The organism is Chlorobaculum sp. 24CR (genome assembly GCF_004118635.1).
Classification (GTDB): domain Bacteria; phylum Bacteroidota; class Chlorobiia; order Chlorobiales; family Chlorobiaceae; genus Chlorobaculum.
Map to the genome: position 1 here is coordinate 1 of NZ_SDGU01000039.1, position 18,384 is coordinate 18,384.

At 54.9% G+C, this 18,384-nt stretch carries 16 protein-coding genes; 7 read left to right on the forward strand and 9 right to left on the reverse strand.

Annotated elements, in window-relative coordinates; translation table 11 throughout:
• Positions 1-158: 158 nt before the first annotated feature.
• From EST62_RS08600 to htpX, 3 genes are all read right to left on the reverse strand, one after another.
• Positions 159-1,646 (reverse strand): AAA family ATPase, encoded by a 1,488-nt coding sequence (locus EST62_RS08600; protein WP_129051692.1) that lies wholly within the window; start codon positions 1,644-1,646, stop codon positions 159-161.
• A 239-nt stretch (positions 1,647-1,885) separates the two neighbouring features.
• Complete coding sequence (locus tag EST62_RS08605; RefSeq protein WP_129051693.1) at positions 1,886-2,755, reverse strand: hypothetical protein; 870 nt, start codon at positions 2,753-2,755, stop codon at positions 1,886-1,888.
• A 149-nt stretch (positions 2,756-2,904) separates the two neighbouring features.
• A complete protein-coding gene (htpX, locus tag EST62_RS08610; RefSeq protein ID WP_129051694.1) occupies positions 2,905-3,780 on the reverse strand; it encodes a protease HtpX in 876 nt (291 codons plus the stop codon).
• A 305-nt stretch (positions 3,781-4,085) separates the two neighbouring features.
• Between htpX and EST62_RS08615 the strand changes: the two genes are divergently transcribed.
• The 4 genes from EST62_RS08615 (at position 4,086) to purB (ending at position 9,316) form a co-directional block, all read left to right on the forward strand.
• Positions 4,086-5,354: an MFS transporter gene (locus EST62_RS08615; protein ID WP_129051695.1), complete on the forward strand. Its 1,269-nt coding sequence runs from the start codon at positions 4,086-4,088 to the stop codon at positions 5,352-5,354.
• Positions 5,355-5,385: 31 nt separating this feature from the next.
• Positions 5,386-6,420: a Gfo/Idh/MocA family protein gene (locus EST62_RS08620; protein ID WP_129051696.1), complete on the forward strand. Its 1,035-nt coding sequence runs from the start codon at positions 5,386-5,388 to the stop codon at positions 6,418-6,420.
• Positions 6,421-6,453: 33 nt separating this feature from the next.
• Positions 6,454-7,881: a CCA tRNA nucleotidyltransferase gene (locus EST62_RS08625; RefSeq protein ID WP_129051697.1), complete on the forward strand. Its 1,428-nt coding sequence runs from the start codon at positions 6,454-6,456 to the stop codon at positions 7,879-7,881.
• A 130-nt stretch (positions 7,882-8,011) separates the two neighbouring features.
• The gene (gene purB, locus EST62_RS08630; protein ID WP_129051698.1) at positions 8,012-9,316 is read left to right on the forward strand and encodes an adenylosuccinate lyase; all 1,305 of its coding nucleotides are present in this window, start codon (positions 8,012-8,014) and stop codon (positions 9,314-9,316) included.
• 164 nt (positions 9,317-9,480) lie between these two features.
• Here purB and pgi read toward each other — a convergent pair whose 3' ends face one another.
• Both pgi and EST62_RS08640 read right to left on the reverse strand, forming a co-directional pair.
• Positions 9,481-11,160: a glucose-6-phosphate isomerase gene (gene pgi, locus EST62_RS08635; RefSeq protein ID WP_129051699.1), complete on the reverse strand. Its 1,680-nt coding sequence runs from the start codon at positions 11,158-11,160 to the stop codon at positions 9,481-9,483.
• Positions 11,161-11,186: 26 nt separating this feature from the next.
• Positions 11,187-11,609, reverse strand: coding sequence for an ATP-binding protein (locus tag EST62_RS08640; protein ID WP_129051700.1), 423 nt, complete (start codon positions 11,607-11,609; stop codon positions 11,187-11,189).
• 248 nt (positions 11,610-11,857) lie between these two features.
• On the opposite strand from EST62_RS08640, the gene EST62_RS08645 reads away from it, so the two are divergent.
• The 3 genes from EST62_RS08645 to EST62_RS08655 all read left to right on the forward strand — a co-directional run bounded on the left by EST62_RS08645 (position 11,858) and on the right by EST62_RS08655 (position 14,340).
• Positions 11,858-13,183, forward strand: coding sequence for an ammonium transporter (locus tag EST62_RS08645; RefSeq protein ID WP_129051701.1), 1,326 nt, complete (start codon positions 11,858-11,860; stop codon positions 13,181-13,183).
• 24 nt (positions 13,184-13,207) lie between these two features.
• Positions 13,208-13,549 (forward strand): P-II family nitrogen regulator, encoded by a 342-nt coding sequence (locus EST62_RS08650; protein ID WP_129051702.1) that lies wholly within the window; start codon positions 13,208-13,210, stop codon positions 13,547-13,549.
• Between the two features lie 95 nt (positions 13,550-13,644).
• Positions 13,645-14,340: a TorF family putative porin gene (locus tag EST62_RS08655; protein WP_129051703.1), complete on the forward strand. Its 696-nt coding sequence runs from the start codon at positions 13,645-13,647 to the stop codon at positions 14,338-14,340.
• Between the two features lie 120 nt (positions 14,341-14,460).
• Here EST62_RS08655 and EST62_RS08660 read toward each other — a convergent pair whose 3' ends face one another.
• The 4 genes from EST62_RS08660 to EST62_RS08675 all read right to left on the reverse strand — a co-directional run bounded on the left by EST62_RS08660 (position 14,461) and on the right by EST62_RS08675 (position 18,354).
• Positions 14,461-15,594, reverse strand: coding sequence for a GNAT family N-acetyltransferase (locus EST62_RS08660; protein WP_129051704.1), 1,134 nt, complete (start codon positions 15,592-15,594; stop codon positions 14,461-14,463).
• A 78-nt stretch (positions 15,595-15,672) separates the two neighbouring features.
• Positions 15,673-15,876, reverse strand: coding sequence for a DUF2892 domain-containing protein (locus tag EST62_RS08665; RefSeq protein WP_129051705.1), 204 nt, complete (start codon positions 15,874-15,876; stop codon positions 15,673-15,675).
• Positions 15,877-15,926: 50 nt separating this feature from the next.
• A complete protein-coding gene (locus tag EST62_RS08670; protein WP_129051706.1) occupies positions 15,927-16,988 on the reverse strand; it encodes a 3-deoxy-7-phosphoheptulonate synthase in 1,062 nt (353 codons plus the stop codon).
• 178 nt (positions 16,989-17,166) lie between these two features.
• Positions 17,167-18,354 (reverse strand): ArsA family ATPase, encoded by a 1,188-nt coding sequence (locus EST62_RS08675; protein ID WP_129051707.1) that lies wholly within the window; start codon positions 18,352-18,354, stop codon positions 17,167-17,169.
• Positions 18,355-18,384 lie beyond the last annotated feature (30 nt).

Here is an 18,384-nt window from a genome sequence, read left to right on the forward strand (position 1 = left end):
TCCTGTATTCATCGGTCATTTCAATTTGCGCAATTATGAAATGACAGAAGATACCCATCGAGTTCAAATCGATAACGATAAAAAAACGCCGCAACTTACTATAATATAATATTTTACAGCGTTTTATTTTTTCGTTAACCGGACAGCAGTGATGACTTTTATGAATATATGTGCTCAATTATTACACTTTTATCTTTAACGAAGCAGAGCTTCGGGGAATATATCCCATAGAGATTTAAAATTTGAGAAATATCTTCTTCACTTTCTTGATTAATTTTAGATAAATGTTGACAATTCAAGTAATATGACTCAACATCAACCCCTTTTGTCAAAAATGGCTCCGCTTTTAAATTCCTAATTTCTGTCTCCCATTTTTTAGACTCGGCTTCATTTAAATAATCCCTATCACGATGAACTATTATTTTTGAACGCGTATTTGAAGCTTTTATCAAATCAAGCAATGGCCTTAAATTATGAAGTGCTGTACATCCATAATAAGCAAGAACAAGTGTATCCTCTAATTTAAAGCCTGATGAATCCAACAAAACCTCAAGTCCTCTTTTTAATTCATCTTCTGTCAATACAATAAATTTCGCATGTGATCCGGATAGCATTTCTTTTACATCAAGCGCCCCTATATCTAATAAAACAGCTATCTCATGATCTTGATTCATTTTTTCAACAGTTCCTTTGCGTACCCATATAAATGAGGATTGACCACTCAAAGCATCAACCACATGTCGAGAATGTGTTGTAAGAAATACTTGTGTGCCTCGATCTTGTGCAACCCCTTGTAATAACTTACACAATAAGCGTTGATTATTCGGGTGTAGATGAGAATCCGGCTCATCTAATATTATCACTGAAGGATGAAAGTAATGAACATATCCTAAAATTTGAATGGCTTGCAATATTCCCGTACCAGCAAGCTCAACTGGAACATCAGCGCTCTCGCTTTTTAGATAAACCAATATATGTTCATCTATACCTGAATTATAATCCACACGAATCTGAACCTCACCGAATAATTTTTTAAGGTCTTCTAAAAAATCATCCCATAAATTTGAGCCTTCAATAGTCGATAACCTATATAACATATTTCGCAAAACAAGATTAGCATCTCCCCTAGCAATAGTCCTCAGTAACACACCATCAGAAACGTAAGATTCGAGCTTTGATATCCCAGCTAATCCAGGGGAATATATAGTATATGGATTACCCAAATCAGCCAATTTTCGTGCCACACCTACATTATCAACATCAACAAGTATATTTCCATTTCTTCCTTTACGAATCGAAATACTAACTTTTTCGCCATTGACTAATACAATAGTAAACTCGATAGCAGACTTTTCATTTTCTATTAAACGGCCGCCTGCGCCAAGAGCATAAAGATCAGTACAAGGAGAGTAATGAAGCTGAGAAGGACTTAAGCTAACTGTGATTTTATTTTTACTACCCCATCTATTTGTCAACTCAATTGATTGAAGTATGCCGATACCAAAGTGAATCATTTGAGCCAATGAACTTTTACCAGAATTATTTGCACCTATAAAAACATTTATATCTTCAACATCAAAAGACGCATTATGCACACCTTTAAATCTGTTGACATGAATTTGACTTAAACGTAATTGATTATCCATTTTTTAGCTTTCTATTATTTGATAAACAAACAATCTGGTAAACATTGGAACCACGACTCTACCACGTACTTCAGCATTTCACTATATACCAAACAGTTGCGCTATTCACAAACAAAAAGCTCGTCAGCGGCAATCAGTCGCTGAAAACGCGATGCGCTCAATCCCCCATTCCTCCCCACAATCTTGCCATCCCGCTTCACCTGTCGCCCCGACCTTCTCATGAAAAATATCACCGCGCATCACGCCTGTTTCGCATCGCTCTTTTGCTTGCCTTTCGCGCCGAACAGAACCGAGAACATCAAAATCAGCAGCACCAGCGTCATCAGCGCTATTTCCAGAACGTATTTTGACGGCTCGATCCAGATTTCGGTGAAAACATTCCACCTGCCGAGGATTTCGACGAAGTTCCAGAAGATGAGCACCGTCGGTATCGCGTAGCGGATGGCATAGGCCAGATGGTCGATTTTCAGGAGTTTGACGAACAGCAGGATCGACCATAACAGCGAGCCGAACGCGATAAAATAGGTTACGGGATGCCGGTCTCCGGCGAAGCGCTCGTCGTAGGCGAACAGCAGCACCAGGTAAAAGCCCCACAACAGCACGTTGAACTCCATGAACGTCACCATTGCGACATTCCGGGATGAGCGGCCCGCGCCGAGCCTGGAATCGAAACGCAACAGGCGCTGAAACCACAGGAAAAACCGGCATCCCGAACGAACGCCAAACAGATAGTAGAGCATGATGATCGCAAAAAATCCGACCGAGGAGGGCATGAGCAGATATTCCGCCCTGGTCACCACGACGCCGTTCTGCATCACCGGCTCGATGCCAAGGCGGCGGGCATAATACTCGAAGCCGATTTCGATCCACCCCGACCAGACGAAAAGAGCGCCGAACATGCCGAGCAAGGTCGCAATCAGCTCCTTCGAGGCGAACATTCCCGCGAGCAGCAACCCGGCTCCGGCAAAACCGAGCAGCACTCCGGCCAAGGCGACATGCTCCCTGCCAAGCGCGTTTTGCAGCAGAATGACCGCCGCGTGACCGAGCGGCATCGTCAGCAAAACGATCGAAAAAGCTGAAAAGGCGGTGAGGGGCTTGAGGCGTTTCATAAGAGATGATGTTGAATCGAAAAATCATAGACCATCAAAATAACCGCTCCGCAACCGAAGCACAACGTCATCGTATCTTTGGCGGAAACAAAAAAAGGGCGTCCCGAAAAACCGGAACGCCCCTTCCTGCCATATCAACCGTCAACGCTTCAGCGAGCGGCTTCGAGCGCGGCGATGCGCGACTCGAGCGGCGGGTGGCTGCTGAAGAGCGCCATCATGCCGCCACCGGCAATGCCGCTGGCCGCCATCTGTTTCGGCAACTCGCCCGCTTCGAGATTTCCGAGCGCCCGCAGCGCCTCGATCATCGGACGGCGGTCGCCCATTAGCGCTGCCGCTCCCGAATCCGCGCGGAACTCTCGCTTGCGCGAAAAGTACATCACAACGATGGAGGCGAGAATGCCGAACAGAATCTCGAAAACAATGCTGCCGATCCAGTAACCAATGCCGGGACTGCCCGATTCATCCTCGTCCCTGCGCAGAAAACTGTCGATCGCATAACCGGCGACGCGGGCCAGAAAGATCACGAAGGTGTTGACCACGCCCTGGATCAGCGTCAGCGTCACCATGTCGCCGTTCTGGATGTGGGCCACCTCGTGCGCCAGGACGGCCTCGACCTGCTGCTTGTTCATGCTCTGCATGAGGCCCGTCGAAACGGCGACCAGCGATTTCGACTTGCTCGCGCCCGTGGCGAAGGCGTTGGGCGCGCCGTCATAGATAGCCACCTCGGGCGTTGGCAAACCGGCCTTTGAAGAGAGCCGCTTCACCGTATTCACGAGCCACGCCTCATCCTGATTGGCCGGTTGCGCGATGACCCGCGCGCCGGTGCTCCATTTGGCCATCGTTTTTGACATAAGCAACGATATGAACGAGCCGCCAAAACCGATCAGGGCCGCGAACGCCAGCAGCATTCCCAGATTCAGCCCGTTGCCGGTCAGAAAGCGATCGACGCCCAGAAGACGGGCGGTGACCGACAGCACCAGCAATACCGCAATGTTGGTTATCAAAAACAGAACTATTCGTTTCATCCGCATCCTCCTGCGTTATCAGTTATGATTTGTTTGCTTGAAAATTAAAAATATCGATCCCTCGAATTTGACGTTCAGTCCGGTATAGACTTGCGAAATTTATTGAAATAAAAAACAAAAAAATCACAACGCAGCTCTCGCCGCATTCTGAAAAACCAAGCGGCACACCTGACTGTCAAGCACAACTCGAAGGAAAACTTCGCGCGGCTGCCAGGCAGTTCCCACAATCTTGACATGGCGTTTCAACATGGCAGGCGTTTTTTGTATTTTGGGCTTTTTCCGCTTCACCTAACGGCTTGCCTTTCATGAAGAAATCACCGCTGGCCATCCTGTTCCTGACCGTTCTTCTCGACCTGATCGGCTTCGGTATCGTGCTGCCGCTCTTGCCGACCTACGCCAAGGAACTCGGCGCGTCGCCCTTCATGATCGGCCTGATCGCGGCGATCTACTCAACGATGCAGTTCATCTTTTCGCCGATCTGGGGCAAGCTGAGCGACAAGATCGGACGCCGTCCGGTGATGCTGTCGAGCATTTTTCTGGCATCGATCTCCTACGTTTTTTTCTCGCAGGCGGTTACTATTCCGCTCTTGATTCTGGCCCGTTCGCTCTCAGGCATCGGCTCGGCCAACATCGCGGCGGCGCAGGCGGCCATCACCGACGTGACCGACTCGAAAAGCCGTTCAGGCGCAATGGGGATGCTCGGCGCGGCGTTCGGCATTGGCTTCATCATTGGCCCCCTCGTCGGCGGCGTACTGATGACCAACTTCGGCATCTCGATGGTCGGTCTGTTCGCGGCAGGCCTCAACTTTATCAACTTCCTGCTCGCGCTCGTCCTCCTGGGTGAAACCAACGCCCACGCAGAGGGCTTTCTGTCGCTCTTCAAAAAGCATCCCGACGCAAAGCCTCACGCCAACAACTCGTTCATCGCCTCTCTCAGCCGCAAAAGCAGCGCCTACGCCGACAAGGTTCGCGAGGCATTCAGTTCGCGGCCCGTGGCGCTGTTGATGATTATCAACTTCATCTATTCGCTCGCCATCGTGAACATGCAGGTTTCGGCGATCCTGCTCTGGAGCGATATTTACCACGCCACCGAGCAGCAGGTGGGCTACCTGTTCGCCTACGTGGGCTTCTTTACGGTGATCGTGCAGGGGGTGATGCTGCCGAAAATGACTCGCAAGTACGGAGAGCACAAGCTGATGGTTCTGGGTCACGTCACCTCGTTCATCGGGGTCTTCTTCATTCCGTTCATTCCGGTCAGCTCGCTCTTCACGATCGGCCTCGCCATTCTGCTCTTCTTCGCCATCGGCACGAGCCTGGTCAATCCGCTCAATATTTCGATGATCTCGCTCTACAGCTACAAGCAAAAGCAGGGGCAGGTCATGGGGTTCGCCCAGTCAGTCAACGCCCTGGCCCGCATCCTCGGCCCCTTCACCGGCAGCATTCTGTACGGCATGGATCACCGTTTTCCCTACTACCTTGCCGGAGCACTGACCGTGGTCGGCACGTTCATTTCGATGAGCCTGTTCAAATATGACATCGAGGCGCTGGAGCCGTCAGCAAGCGTCGCAGACTGAAAAAACCGCCGCAAACGAAAAGGAGAAACCCATGCGCATAGGCGTTGCAGGCGTCGGCAAGCTCGGCGAATTCCATACGAACCTGTTGAAGCAGATCGCCGGTGAAAGCCCGGATGTCGAATTTTCCGGCGTATTCGACCTCAACCCGGAGCGGTTGCAGGAGATCGGCAAAAAGTACGGCGTGCCGTGTTTTTCCACGCTGACGGAGTTAGCCGCAGCATCCGACGCCGCGGTGATCGCGACGACGACCAGCTCGCACTACGCCATTGCAAAACAGCTTCTCGAAGCGGGGCTGCACCTCTTCATCGAGAAGCCGATCACGGCGACGCTCGACGAGGCCGACGAGCTGATCGGCATCGAAAAGGAGAAGGGGCTGACCATCCAGGTTGGCCACATCGAGCGCTTCAACCCGGCGCTGCTCGCCGTGGAGCCGTATATCGGCGAGCCGATGTACATTCAGGCCGAACGGCTGAGCGGTTTTTCACGCCGCGTGACTGACGTATCGGTGATACTCGACCTGATGATTCACGACATCGACCTGGTGCTCTCGCTCATCAAATCGGACATCCGCAGCATCGCGGCTTCGGGGGTGAAGGTCTTCTCCAACGAGCTGGATATGGCCACGGCGCGCATCGAGTTCGAAAACGGCGCCATCGCCAATGTGACGGCGAGCCGCCTCAGCCGGAGCAAGCTGCGCAAAATGCGCTTCTTCAGCCGCAAACCGAAGAGCTACGCCTCGCTCGATTTCACCAGCGGCAAGTCCGAGGTGTTCCGGCTGGTTCCGCCCGATCAACTCTCATCGAAGAATCCGATCAAGAACTTCGCGACGAAAAAAATTCTCGAACAGTTTGGCGAAATTCAGGAGTCGCTCAAGGATATGGCGCTCGATTACGTCAGTCCCGACATACCGAAAGTCAACGCCCTGAAGGTGGAGCTGGAGCAGTTCATCGACGCCATCCGCGCTGGCAGAGCGGCGAAAGTGACCTCCGAAGAGGGACGCCGCGCTTTGATGGTGGCGGGAAAAATCACCGATGAAATACGGAAAAATACGGCAGACCTTGACTGAACCCGACACGACGAATACGATACCGACGACCGAATGCTGACAACCGGGCACGAAGCCATTCCTGAAATCATGGCGCGCATCGGAGACCTCGCCGACGAGGCATCGCTCCCCTGCTATATCGTGGGCGGCTACGTTCGCGACCTCGTCATGCAGCGCCCCTGCACCGACATCGACATCATGGTGATCGGCGAGCCGGTGCCCTTCGCCCACGCCATCGCCGAAAAGCTCGGCGCGCGGAACTTCGTGCTCTTCGAGCGCTTCCGCACCGCTCAGCTCGAACTGGATGACCCGCGGGCCGGAACCTTCAAGCTCGAAATCGTCGGCGCGCGCAAGGAGAGCTACAACCCCGAATCGCGCAAACCGATCACCAGCATCGGTACGCTGGAGGATGACCTGTCGCGGCGCGACTTCACGATCAACGCGCTCGCCCTGCGCCTGAACCGCGACGAGCGCGGCGAAGTGGTCGATCTGTTCGACGGCCAGCGCCACATCCAGGAAAAGCTGCTCAAGACGCCGCTCGATCCCGAAAAGACCTTTTCGGACGATCCACTCCGCATGATGCGCGCCGCCCGCTTCGCCTGCCAGCTCGACTTCCGGCTCGACGCGGCCACGCTCGACGCGATGGCGGCGATGAGCGGGCGGATCCAGATCGTATCACGCGAGCGCGTCAGCCACGAGTTCCTCAAGATCATGCAAGCGCAGACGCCCTCCATCGGGCTGAAAATCCTCTATTCGACCGGCCTGTTGAAGGAGATCATCCCGGAGGTGACGGCGATGGCGGGCATCGAGCAGGTGGACGGACTCGGCCACAAGGACACGCTCTTCCACACCTTCCAGGTGGTCGATAACCTCGCGGAGCACTCCGGCAAGCTCTGGCTGCGCGTGAGCGCTCTCTTCCACGACATCGCCAAGCCGGTCACGAAGCGCTTCCATCCCGGAAGCGGCTGGACCTTCCACGGCCACGAGGCGGTGGGCGTCAAACTCGTGGCTCGGATTTTCCGCGCGATGAAGTGGCCTCTGGAGCCGATGGAGTACGTGCAGAAGATGGTGCGGCTCCACCACCGCCCGATTCCGCTCTCCAAGGAGGAGATCAGCGACTCGGCGGTGCGCCGCCTGATGTTCGATGCCGGGCCGGATCTCGACGACCTGATGAAGCTTTGCCGCGCCGACGTGACCAGCAAGAATCCGCGCAAGGTGCAGCGCATCATGAAGAACTTCAATAACGTCGAAGCAAAAATCGCCGAAGTCGGCGAAAAAGATCTGCTCGCCAAATGGCGTCCGCCGATCAGCGGCGCCGACATCATGGAACTGCTGCAACTGCCGCAGGGGCGAACGGTGGGCGTTATCAAGAGCCGCATGGAGAACGCCATCATCGACGGCGACATTCCCTACAACCGCCAGGCCGCGCTTGATTTTGTAAGTGCGGTGTACCGGGAAATGCAGGAGAAGGGGGAAGCGTGAAGTTTTTCCCGGGTGCTTGGCAATAGGTCTTATAGGTCATATAAGTCCTATACGACCTATAAGACCTATTCTCCGGTTCCTTTGAGGAGCCACGAACTATAGTATTGTTAACAACCAAAACCGAACCACTGTGATACCACGTTACTCGCCGAAAGACATCTCGGCAATCTGGAGCGATGAGGCCAAATTCGAGCGCTGGCTGCAACTTGAAATCGCCGCCGTCGAGGCGCGCATGGAGGCGGGCGTCGTTCCGTCCGACGCACTTTCGACCATCAAGGAGAAGGCGAAATTCAACGTCGAGGAGATTCTTGTCATCGAAAACGAGACCAAGCACGACGTTATCGCCTTTTTGACCAACGTCGCCGGATACGTCGGCCCCGACTCCCGCTACGTCCACGAGGGACTCACTTCGTCGGACGTGGTCGATACCTGCCTGGCCATGCAGATGCGCGACGCGGGCAAGATCATCGTGGCCGACATCGAGTCGCTCATCGAGGTGCTCGGTAAAAAGGCCGTCGAGCACAAATACACGCTCCAGATGGGGCGCACGCACGGCATCCACGCCGAGCCGACCACCTTCGGCCTCAAGCTTTTGCTCTGGCACGAGGAGATGAAGCGCAACCTTGAGCGCATGAAGCGCGCGCTCGAAACCGTTTCGGTCGGCAAGATTTCCGGCGCGGTCGGCACCTACCAGCACCTTTCGCCCGACATCGAGGCCGCCGTCTGCCAGAAGCTCGGCCTGAAGCCGTCGCCGATCTCGACACAGATTCTCCAGCGCGACCGCCACGCCGAGTACGCCACGACGCTCGCCATCGTGGCCTCGTCGATCGAGAAGTTCTCGACCGAGCTGCGCCATTTGCAGCGCACCGAGGTTCGCGAAACCGAGGAGTTCTTCAGCAAGGGCCAGAAAGGCAGCTCCGCCATGCCGCACAAGCGCAACCCGATCACCTTCGAGCGGCTCACCGGCCTGGCCCGCGTGGTGCGCTCCAACTCCATCGCCGCCATGGAGAACGTCGCCCTCTGGCACGAGCGCGACATTTCGCACTCATCGGTCGAGCGCGTCATCATGCCCGACTCCACCATTGCGCTCGTTTACATGCTGCGCACCTTCCGTGACTCGGTCGAAACCCTGCTGGTCTATCCGGAGCGCATGGAGCAGAACTTCGACACCTCCTACGGACTGACCCTCTCGCAGACGCTCCTGCTGGCGCTGACGGGCAAGGGCCTCACCCGTGAGGATGCTTACCGGCTCGTGCAGCGCAACGCCATGAAGAGCTGGGAAGAGAAAATCCAGCTCAAGGAGCTGGTGCTCAAGGACAGCGAACTGCTCGAACACATCACCGCCGAAGAGATCAACGAGCTGTTCAGCCCCGAGACGATTCAAGGCAAGCTCAAAAACAGCGTGGATATTATTTTCAAGCGCAACGGGCTGTGAGGAAGTTCGACATTTTCAACCCCGGCTTGAAAGCCGGGGCAAGGTAAATGTAAGAGCAACAATGTCCGAAGGGTTAAAACCCTTCTGAATGTGAGACGTCGTGGACTGAAGAGAAGAGGAAAAAAAGGCAGGCGAGGTTTATAACCGGCCTGCCTTTTTTGCGTTCAGAACATTTTGAGCTGGTTGCGTTTTGGCGGAGTGAAGCCTTTCAGGAAGGCCCGGTAGCGGTTGATGAGCGCGTTGGTCGAGGCGTCGTGGTCTTCGACCGGATCGTCTGACTCGAACTCCGGCAAAATCGCCTTGGCGAGTTGCTTGCCGAGTTCCACGCCCCACTGGTCGAACGAATTGATGTTCCAGACCACCCCCTGCACGAACACCTTGTGCTCGTAGAGCGCGATCAGGCTGCCGAGGTTGAAGGGGTTCAGTTCGTCGAGCACGATGGTGTTGGTCGGGCGGTTGCCGGGAAAGAGCTTGTGCGGGAGGAGTTTCTCAAGATCACTGCCCGACAGGCCCACCGCCTCGAGTTCGGTGCGAGCTTCGGCTTCGCTCTTGCCTTTCATGAGCGCTTCCGATTGAGCCAGGCAGTTCGCAACCAGCATATCGTGATGCTCGCCAACCGGATTCTGGCTCTTGAGCGAAATGATGAAATCGACCGGAATGATCTCCGTGCCCTGGTGCAGAAGCTGGAAAAAGGCGTGCTGCGCGTTGGTGCCCGGCTCGCCCCAGATCACCAGCCCGGTGGCATAATCGGTTTCGTGACCGGCCCGGTCAACGCGCTTGCCGTTGCTCTCCATGTCGAGCTGCTGAAGATAGGCCGGAAAGCGGTGCAGGTACTGGTCGTAGGGAATGATCGCCTGCGAGTGCGATCCGAAAAAGTTGTTGTACCAGATGCCGAGCATGCCGAGAATCACCGGCATATTCTGTTCGAGCGGAGCTTCGAGGAAGTGCTCGTCCATCGCGCGAGCGCCGGCGAGCAGCTCGCTGAAGCGGTCGAAGCCGAGATAGAGCGCGATGGAGAGGCCGATCGACGACCAGAGCGAGTAGCGCCCGCCAACCCAGTCCCAGAAGCGGAACATGTTGGCCGGGTCGATGCCGAACTCCTCGACCTTTTCGCGATTCGTGGAGACGGCGACGAAGTGCCGGGCGACGTGCGACCGGTTGCCCGCCTTGACAAGGAACCACGCCCGCGCACTGATGGCGTTGGAGAGCGTCTCCTGCGTGGTGAAGGTTTTGGAGGCGATGATGAAAAGCGTCGTTTCAGGTTTCAGCCCGCGAAGAGTTTCGGCCAGATGCGAGCCATCGACGTTTGAGACAAAGTGCACCCGCAGCTTGCCGTGAGCAAACGGTTTCAGCGCTTCGGTCACCATGTACGGGCCGAGATCGGAGCCGCCGATGCCGATATTGACCACATCGGTGATGCGTTTGCCGGCGTAACCGACCCACTCCCCCGATATGACCTTACCGCAAAACGCCTTCATCTGGCCGAGCACGTCGGCAACCTCCGAAGCCACATCCTCGCCATCGATGGTCATCTCGTAACCCGGTGGCCGACGAAGCGCGGTGTGCAGCACCGAACGCCGCTCGGTGAAGTTGATCTGCTCGCCCTCGAACATCTCGCCGCGCTTCTTTTCGATCTCCGAACGGCGTACAAGCTCCATGAGCAGCTCCATGGTGCGGGTGGTGATCCGGTTCTTCGAGTAGTCGAGATGGATAGCGTCGAGCGAAAGAGAGAAGCGGTCATGCCGCTCCGGATCGGCTTCAAACAGATCGGTCATGGCCTGGTGGCGGGTATCCTGAAAGTGTGAATCGAGGGCGCTCCATTCGGCATTGCGGGAGAGATACATGATTATACAGTCCTTTATTATTGGTTTTAATAGGGAATATAACGCAACACCACCACACAACCGCCCTCCGCGTTTTCGATCCTGAAGCTTTCGGCCAACCTGCTGGCAAGAAAAAGTCCGCGACCGCAACAAGCCTTGCCGCTGCGGCCTGAACAGATCGCCGTCACGGCTCGAACCGGCTCGAACCCCTCACCGCAATCCCTGATTCTGACCTCCAGAAACCGCTCTCCCCCAGCCTCTCCGGCTTCGAGCGTCATGGTGACCGAAAGCGCGGAATTGTCGTGGTTGCCATGCCTGACGGCATTGACAAAGGTCTCGTGGACGCTCAATTCGAGATCAGGGATAAACGAATCGCTATACCCTTCGATACGCCCGACGGCGTCGATACAGTGACGAAGCCGGGGAATCTCTTCGAGCATCGAGGGTAATGAAAGCCAGTAATAGCTCATGGTGCTCAGCTCTACATCATGAAGAAGACCTGATTGAAAAGGTACCGTGTTCACACGAGGAGAGCAAACCTCCAGTCACGCCACAGGCCTTTACTTTTTTAGCCTGTTGTTATTTTTAAGCTTATTTATTCTTACAGTTTTGTGCTATTTATTTATTTTTTATATTTGATGCGTGCAATGAGTTAAATAATCATACGTAACAGGGCACAAGCAGTTTATTTTTTTCAACACCGCAATCCGATCGTATCATGAAATCATTTCTGTCCAAATCCGGAGCGATTGCCGCTGGCCTCCTCTTGGCAGCGGCAACCTTCAGTCCGCCGATCCAGGCAGCGACGCCAACCCCTGATGCCGTCAACGCATTCGCCATCGACAACTTCTTCCTGTTTATCTGCGCCGTCCTGGTGCTGTTCATGCAGGCGGGATTCGCGCTGGTCGAGACAGGCCTGAACTCGGCAAAGAACACCGTCAACATCCTGTTCAAAAACCTGATGGACCTTTCGATCGGCGCCATTCTGTTCTACTTCATCGGCTATGGCCTGATGTATCCGGGCGAAGCCTTCAGCGGCGGATTCTTCGGATTCGGCGGCAGCGGCATCAGCGCCGACATGCCTGAAATCGCGGGTGGCAAGCTCTATCCGGCGGTTGACTTCCTCTTCCAGGTTGCTTTCGCCGCCACGGCTGCCACGATCGTTTCGGGCGCGGTTGCCGGAAGGATGCAGTTCAAGGCGTACCTGATCTACTCGGCGGTCATCTCGGCGGTCATTTATCCCATCAGCGGCTTCTGGCTCTGGGGCGGCGGCTGGCTGAAAGTTCTCGGCTTCCATGACTTCGCCGGTTCGCTTCTGGTGCACGCTCTCGGTGGTTTTGCCGGTCTTGCCGGCGCTATCGTTCTTGGCCCACGTATCGGAAGATTCAACGAAGACGGTTCGCCAAACGCCATGCCCGGCCACAACCTGGCGCTCAGCACCCTTGGCGTGTTCATTCTGCTGATCGGCTGGTACGGCTTCAACCCCGGCAGCCAGCTCGCTGTCGTCGGCGCCGACAACACCGCCGCCGTCATGAAGATCGCCGTCAACACCACGCTCGCCGCCTGCGCTGGCGCCGTGATGGCCATGATCTTCGCCTGGAGCCTCTTCAAGAAGCCTGACCTCACGATGGCCCTGAACGGCATGCTCGCCGGCCTGGTCGCCATCACGGCCAACTGCGACGTGGTCTCCTACAATGCTTCGCTGATTATCGGCGCGGTTGGCGGCATTCTGGTCGTGCTCGGCATCATGCTGCTCGACAAGCTCAGAATCGACGACCCGGTCGGCGCATGGCCGGTGCATGGCCTGAATGGCATCTGGGGCGGCGTTGCTGCCTGGCTCTTCGGCGCTCAGCCGATGGTTGCCCAGCTTGTTGGTTCACTGGTTGTTCCGCTCTGGGGATTCGTCACCATGCTGGTGCTCTTCCTGATCCTCAAGGCTGTCGGTATCCTGCGCGTCCACAAGGATGAGGAGATGAAGGGTCTCGATATTTCGGAACACGAAGAAGAAGCTTACTTTGGCTTCGATATTTACACAACCCAGTAACGCATTTTAAACGGAGCACAAGCAATGAAATATATCGTAGCAATGATCCAGCCCCACAAGCTGCCGGACGTGAAAAAAAGTCTCGCCGCCGCCGGGGTTCGCAAGATGACCGTGACCAATGCTCTCGGATGCGGCGCTCAGGGAGGATATACGGAGGTCTATCGCGGCGTACCGAGCGAGGTCAACCTCCTGAAAAAGGTCAAACTTGAGATCGCCGTCAATGAAGAGTTCGCTGACGCCACGGTCAAGGCGATCATCAAGGGCGCGAAAACCGGTGAGATTGGTGACGGAAAAATTTTTATCTTCGACCTTCCGGAGTGCATCCGGATCAGAACCGAAGAAAAAGGCCACGCCGCCATCGGTTGATCTTGCACCATGTTCTTTCCGGCGGTTCTCCAGAAAGGGGAACCGCCATTCTCAGACACACAAACCATAACACCACAACAAAGGAGTTCTTCTCGATGAAAAAGACAGCAAAACTGATCGCCCTCGCCGCAGTACTGTTCGCAGGGTTCGGTTCAACCAACGCCATGGCAGACGAAGGCTTCAAAATTGGCGCGGACGTTGTCAGCAGCTATGTCTGGAGAGGTGGCGATCTTGGTGATTCAGCCGCTATCCAGCCGAATCTTTCCTACACCTTCAAGAATGGCCTGAGCATCGGCCTTTGGGGATCATACGCAATTACCGAGGACACCGATAACGTTGCAGGCACGAGCGATCGTTACAAAGAGGTCGATGTCACCATCAGCATGCCGGTCGGCCCTGTCACTCTTGCCGTGACCGACTACAACGCCAATCCTGAAGCCGGCAATACCTTTGATTTCGGTGAAGATGGCAACAACACCATCGAAGTCAGCGCCAGCTACAGCCACGAGAATGTCGGCCTGATGGCAGGCGTGTTCGTCGCCGGTAACGATTACAACAACGCCGTGTACTGCGAAGCCAGCTACAAGTTCTACGACAAGGACGGCTACACCGCCAAAGCAACGGCCGGCCTCGGTAGCGAAGACTACTATGGCGATTTTGACGGTGCCGAGAGTGATAGACTTGCCCTGGTCAACACCGGAATTTCGGTCTCCAAGGATCGCTACACCGCTTCGGCCATCTACAACCCGGATACCGAAAAATCCTATCTGGTCTTTATGGCCTCGTTCTAAGGTTATGGTTACCTTACGTTAGGTTGACAAAAAAGGAGCTCTCGGGCTCCTTTTTTGTTTGAAAGACTTATATGACTTATAGGTCGTATAAGTCATATAAGCGCACTTTGCCTGCCTTTTTCAGATCGACTTTTCGTAGATCACGTACTCTTTGTAGGGAATGCCGCCGATCACTTTGGCGAGCTTGCTCATCGCTTCGTTGGACTTGAGCACCCAGCTCATTTCGCTGGCGAACAGGCCGTGCTGGCCGCCATATTCCGAAATACGCGCGTTCATGACGCTGTCGATGCCCTTGTTGCGATACTCCGGCAGCACGCCCATCGTGATGGTGCGGAACATCGAGATGTTGCGCTTGTACCAGAGGTACTTCGCCAGACCCCACGGCGTGAAGGGATTGCCATTGACATGCTTGAGCGCCTGGTTGATGTCGGGCAGCGTCAGCGAGAAGCCGATGGTCTTGCCGTTTTTGTCCTCGACGAAATAGATGAAGTGCGGGTCGGCGACCGACTTCATACTCTTGGCCATGAAATCGAACTCCTTGTCGGTCATCGGCACGAAGCCCCAGTTCTTCTCCCACGCCTTGTTGTAAATCTCCCTGATCTTCTCGACCTCGCTGTCGAACCTCTTCATATCCATATCCCGGACGCTCAGCCCCTCGCGCTTCAGCACATGCTGCGCGATTCGGCTCAGGCGGCTGATGTCGATCATTTTCTGGTCGATGTACCAGGCAAGCAGCTCCTGGCCGATTTTGTGGCCGCTGTTCAGGCACAGATCGTTGTAATACGGAGGATTGTAGAGCATCAGGAACACCGGCGGGCTGTCATAGCCTTTGGTCAACATGCCGCACTGGTCGTTCATCGACGGACTCACCGGCCCGCGCATCGCGTCGAGGCCCTTGCTTTTCAGCCACATCGCCGCGGCCTCGAAGAGCGCATCGGCCACCTTCTGATCGTCGATGCACTCGAAAAATCCCCAGAATCCCACCTTGTCATGATGAATCTCGTTATGGCGGCGGTTTCGGATCGCAGCGATCGTGCCCACCATGACACCATCCTTCCAGGCGGTGAACATCGCCAGATCGGCGTGCTCATAGAGCGGGTAACGTTCGGTGTCGAGCGTTTTCATATAGTCCGAAATCACCGGCGGCACCCAGTTCCTGTTCAGTTCCGGATCTTTGCGATAGACCTTCCACGCGAACCTGATGAACTGCTTGCGCTCACGGCTGGTCTTGACCCGCCTGATTTCGATGCTCATGATGGTCGTTGAAGTAATGATGGGGATTGAGAGGCGGGAGCTTCTTCAAACAAAGAAACGCCTGCCGCCGGATGAGGGTCATTCAAAGGCATGGCCCGGTTTGAGACCCGCAGCCTTGAGAATCTTGGCAAGCGGGCAGAAGCCGGTAAACGCCGCCTGGAACAGGTTCAGTCCGACAAAGCCGGTGAACCAGAGCCAGTTCTGGTTGTGATAGATGGAGAGCAAGACGCTGGCCAGAATGAAAAATCCGGCGACGGCATAGACAACTCTGTCGATATTCATTGTTTTGCTGACAAGTTTTGGTTGATAAAAATTTCCGATGCCCGGAGCCGTCAGGCTTTCGAGCCAACCTGCTTCATAAACGAGGCCCCATCCCGAAGCATCTTCTCGGTCTCGGCCCACGAGACGCACTCGTCGGTGATAGAAACGCCATATTGCAGCGCTTCCGGATCGACCGGAAATGGCTGGTTTCCGGAGCAGATGTTGCTCTCGATCATGACGCCGGCAATGCTCTTGTTACCGTTCTCTTTCTGGACGAGAATATTCTCCCAGACTTTGGCCTGATTGCCGAACTTTTTGCCTGAGTTGGCGTGGCTGCAATCGACCAGCAGGTGCGGCGTCAGCTCAGCTTTCAGGAGCTTCTTTTCAGCCTGGGCGATGCTGTCGGCATCGTAGTTCGGCTTGCTGGAGCCGCCGCGAAGCACAAGATGCCCGAAGGGATTGCCTTTGGTGGTGATGACGCTGCTGTGGCCGTCCTGGTCGATGCCGAGGAAACTGTGCTGGTGCATCGCCGAGCGGATGGCGTCGATAGCCACCTGAAGCCGTCCGTCGGTCGCATTCTTGAAGCCCACCGGCATCGAAAGGCCGCTGGCCATCTGGCGGTGAGTCTGCGATTCGATGGTGCGCGCGCCGATGGCTGCCCAACTGATGAGGTCGGCAACGTATTGCGGCGAGATCGGATCGAGAAACTCCGTGGCCGCCGGCAGACCCATTTCGTTCAGCTCGATGAGCAGCTTGCGGGCATGGAACAGCCCGTGCTCGATATCGTAAGTATCGTTGAGGTGGGGATCGTTGATGAACCCCTTCCACCCGATAGTTGTGCGCGGCTTCTCGAAATAGACCCGCATGATGATGCAGAACTCCGCTTCAAGCTCTTTGCGCACGGCGACAAGGCGCGAGGCGTAATCACGCGCCGCCTTGATGTCGTGGATAGAGCAGGGGCCGACGATAACCAGCATACGGTTGTCCTTGCCGGTCAGAATATTCTCGACCTCTCGCCTGGCCTGGCAAACCGTATCGGCGATATGCTCGGTAACGGGCAGTTTTTCCTTCAGCGCCTTTGGCGAGGTGAGCGTAATGATTCTTGAAACTCGTAAATCCTGTAGTTGTTGCATTCGTAGTACTCAGAAAAATCGTCAATTAACTATGTTTGGAAGATAACAAATCAACCAGAATAACCGGAGGCGGAGCGTGTAAATTCCTTGTCGCTCCGGCAAGCCCACAAACAGGAAAACCTGCCACACCGGCAGGTTCTCCTGTTCCTCCAAATAGGCTATGAAAGAAAGGAGCCTGTTACTCCTTGGTAAAGTCGATATTCAGCCAGCCGCTATCAAACGATGCTCCGGTTGACTCCATGCCGGCCAGAAAGAGCGGAAGCGCAACGATCTTCTGGTAGTCGCCGATACGGATGGTAAGGTCATCGCCGAGCTTCATGATCTTCGGTTCCAGACCCATGCTCTCCATGAAGGGCAGCTTCACGCGAACCTTGTAGTGACCGTCGGAGACTTTGGAGATGTTGATCGGATCCTCCTTAAAGAAGATATCGAGCGGGTTCTCATCGCCGTAAACCTTCTCGCCGACCTTGCGAAGCATCTCGAGACCGAGCACCTCGTTGTTGAACAGCGGTACTTCGGCAACCGGAATCGGAGCGAAGGCGTCGTTGATCTGGTCGATATATTTCTGCTGGATGGCGCGCCACTGCTGGAAGTACGGATCAGGGCTCTGGTCGGGCATGACGCGGTTGATGGTGATCCTGTCAACCGTGATGCCGTAGAGGTTCAGGTAGGTCAGGGCGCGCATCGACTCCTTGATGACCATCTTCTCAGGGTTCATGACCAGACGCATGGTGGTTTTGGTGCCGTCGGCGAGCAGGTCAATGATGCCCTCGGTCGAGGAGAACAGGTTGTCAACCTTTTCGTAAACCTCTTCGGGAGCCACGAAATCGTCGAGCTTCTTGACCTTTTTGGAGAGCGGGCGGATCATCGGTTTCACCATGTACTTCTCGACGTTGCGGATGAACTTGATGAACCAGCCGAAGGTCTCCGGCAGCGAAAGCAGGCGGAGGGTCTCGCCGGTCGGCGCGCAGTCAACGACGAGAAGATCGAAATCTTTCTGCTCTTCATTGTAACGCTTGATGTAGGAGAGCGAGAACAGCTCCTCCATGCCCGGAAGCACGCCCATCTCTTCGGCATAGACGCCTTCGATGCCGCGCGAAGCCATCAGGTGAGCGAAGTGCTCGCGGACGACATCCCAGTTCAGGTTGAGATCACCGAAAACGCTGACCTCCTGTCCCCAGAGGTTCTCCGCGACCTTTACAGGTGATGGCCCGAGTTCCATGTCGAGAGAGTCACCAAGGCTGTGGGCCGGGTCGGTAGACATGATGAGAGTCTTGTAACCCATGTCGGCTGCTTTCAGGGCTGTCGCTGCCGCAACTGAAGTCTTGCCGACGCCTCCCTTACCGGTGAAAATGATATTACGCATACGCTGTGTTAAGTACCCTTTGTTGGTGGT

Coding starts and splice junctions, on each gene's coding strand:
- EST62_RS08605 (WP_129051693.1), bottom strand. CDS start 2,755: ATGAAACGCCTCAAGCCCCTCACCGCCTTTTCAGCTTTTTCGATCGTT.
- EST62_RS08600 (WP_129051692.1), bottom strand. CDS start 1,646: ATGGATAATCAATTACGTTTAAGTCAAATTCATGTCAACAGATTTAAA.
- EST62_RS08660 (WP_129051704.1), bottom strand. CDS start 15,594: ATGAGCATCGAAATCAGGCGGGTCAAGACCAGCCGTGAGCGCAAGCAG.
- EST62_RS08665 (WP_129051705.1), bottom strand. CDS start 15,876: ATGAATATCGACAGAGTTGTCTATGCCGTCGCCGGATTTTTCATTCTG.
- pgi (WP_129051699.1), bottom strand. CDS start 11,160: ATGTATCTCTCCCGCAATGCCGAATGGAGCGCCCTCGATTCACACTTT.
- EST62_RS08675 (WP_129051707.1), bottom strand. CDS start 18,354: ATGCGTAATATCATTTTCACCGGTAAGGGAGGCGTCGGCAAGACTTCA.
- EST62_RS08640 (WP_129051700.1), bottom strand. CDS start 11,609: ATGAGCTATTACTGGCTTTCATTACCCTCGATGCTCGAAGAGATTCCC.
- EST62_RS08645 (WP_129051701.1), top strand. CDS start 11,858: ATGAAATCATTTCTGTCCAAATCCGGAGCGATTGCCGCTGGCCTCCTC.
- htpX (WP_129051694.1), bottom strand. CDS start 3,780: ATGAAACGAATAGTTCTGTTTTTGATAACCAACATTGCGGTATTGCTG.
- EST62_RS08620 (WP_129051696.1), top strand. CDS start 5,386: ATGCGCATAGGCGTTGCAGGCGTCGGCAAGCTCGGCGAATTCCATACG.
- EST62_RS08670 (WP_129051706.1), bottom strand. CDS start 16,988: ATGCAACAACTACAGGATTTACGAGTTTCAAGAATCATTACGCTCACC.
- EST62_RS08650 (WP_129051702.1), top strand. CDS start 13,208: ATGAAATATATCGTAGCAATGATCCAGCCCCACAAGCTGCCGGACGTG.
- EST62_RS08615 (WP_129051695.1), top strand. CDS start 4,086: ATGAAGAAATCACCGCTGGCCATCCTGTTCCTGACCGTTCTTCTCGAC.
- EST62_RS08625 (WP_129051697.1), top strand. CDS start 6,454: ATGCTGACAACCGGGCACGAAGCCATTCCTGAAATCATGGCGCGCATC.
- EST62_RS08655 (WP_129051703.1), top strand. CDS start 13,645: ATGAAAAAGACAGCAAAACTGATCGCCCTCGCCGCAGTACTGTTCGCA.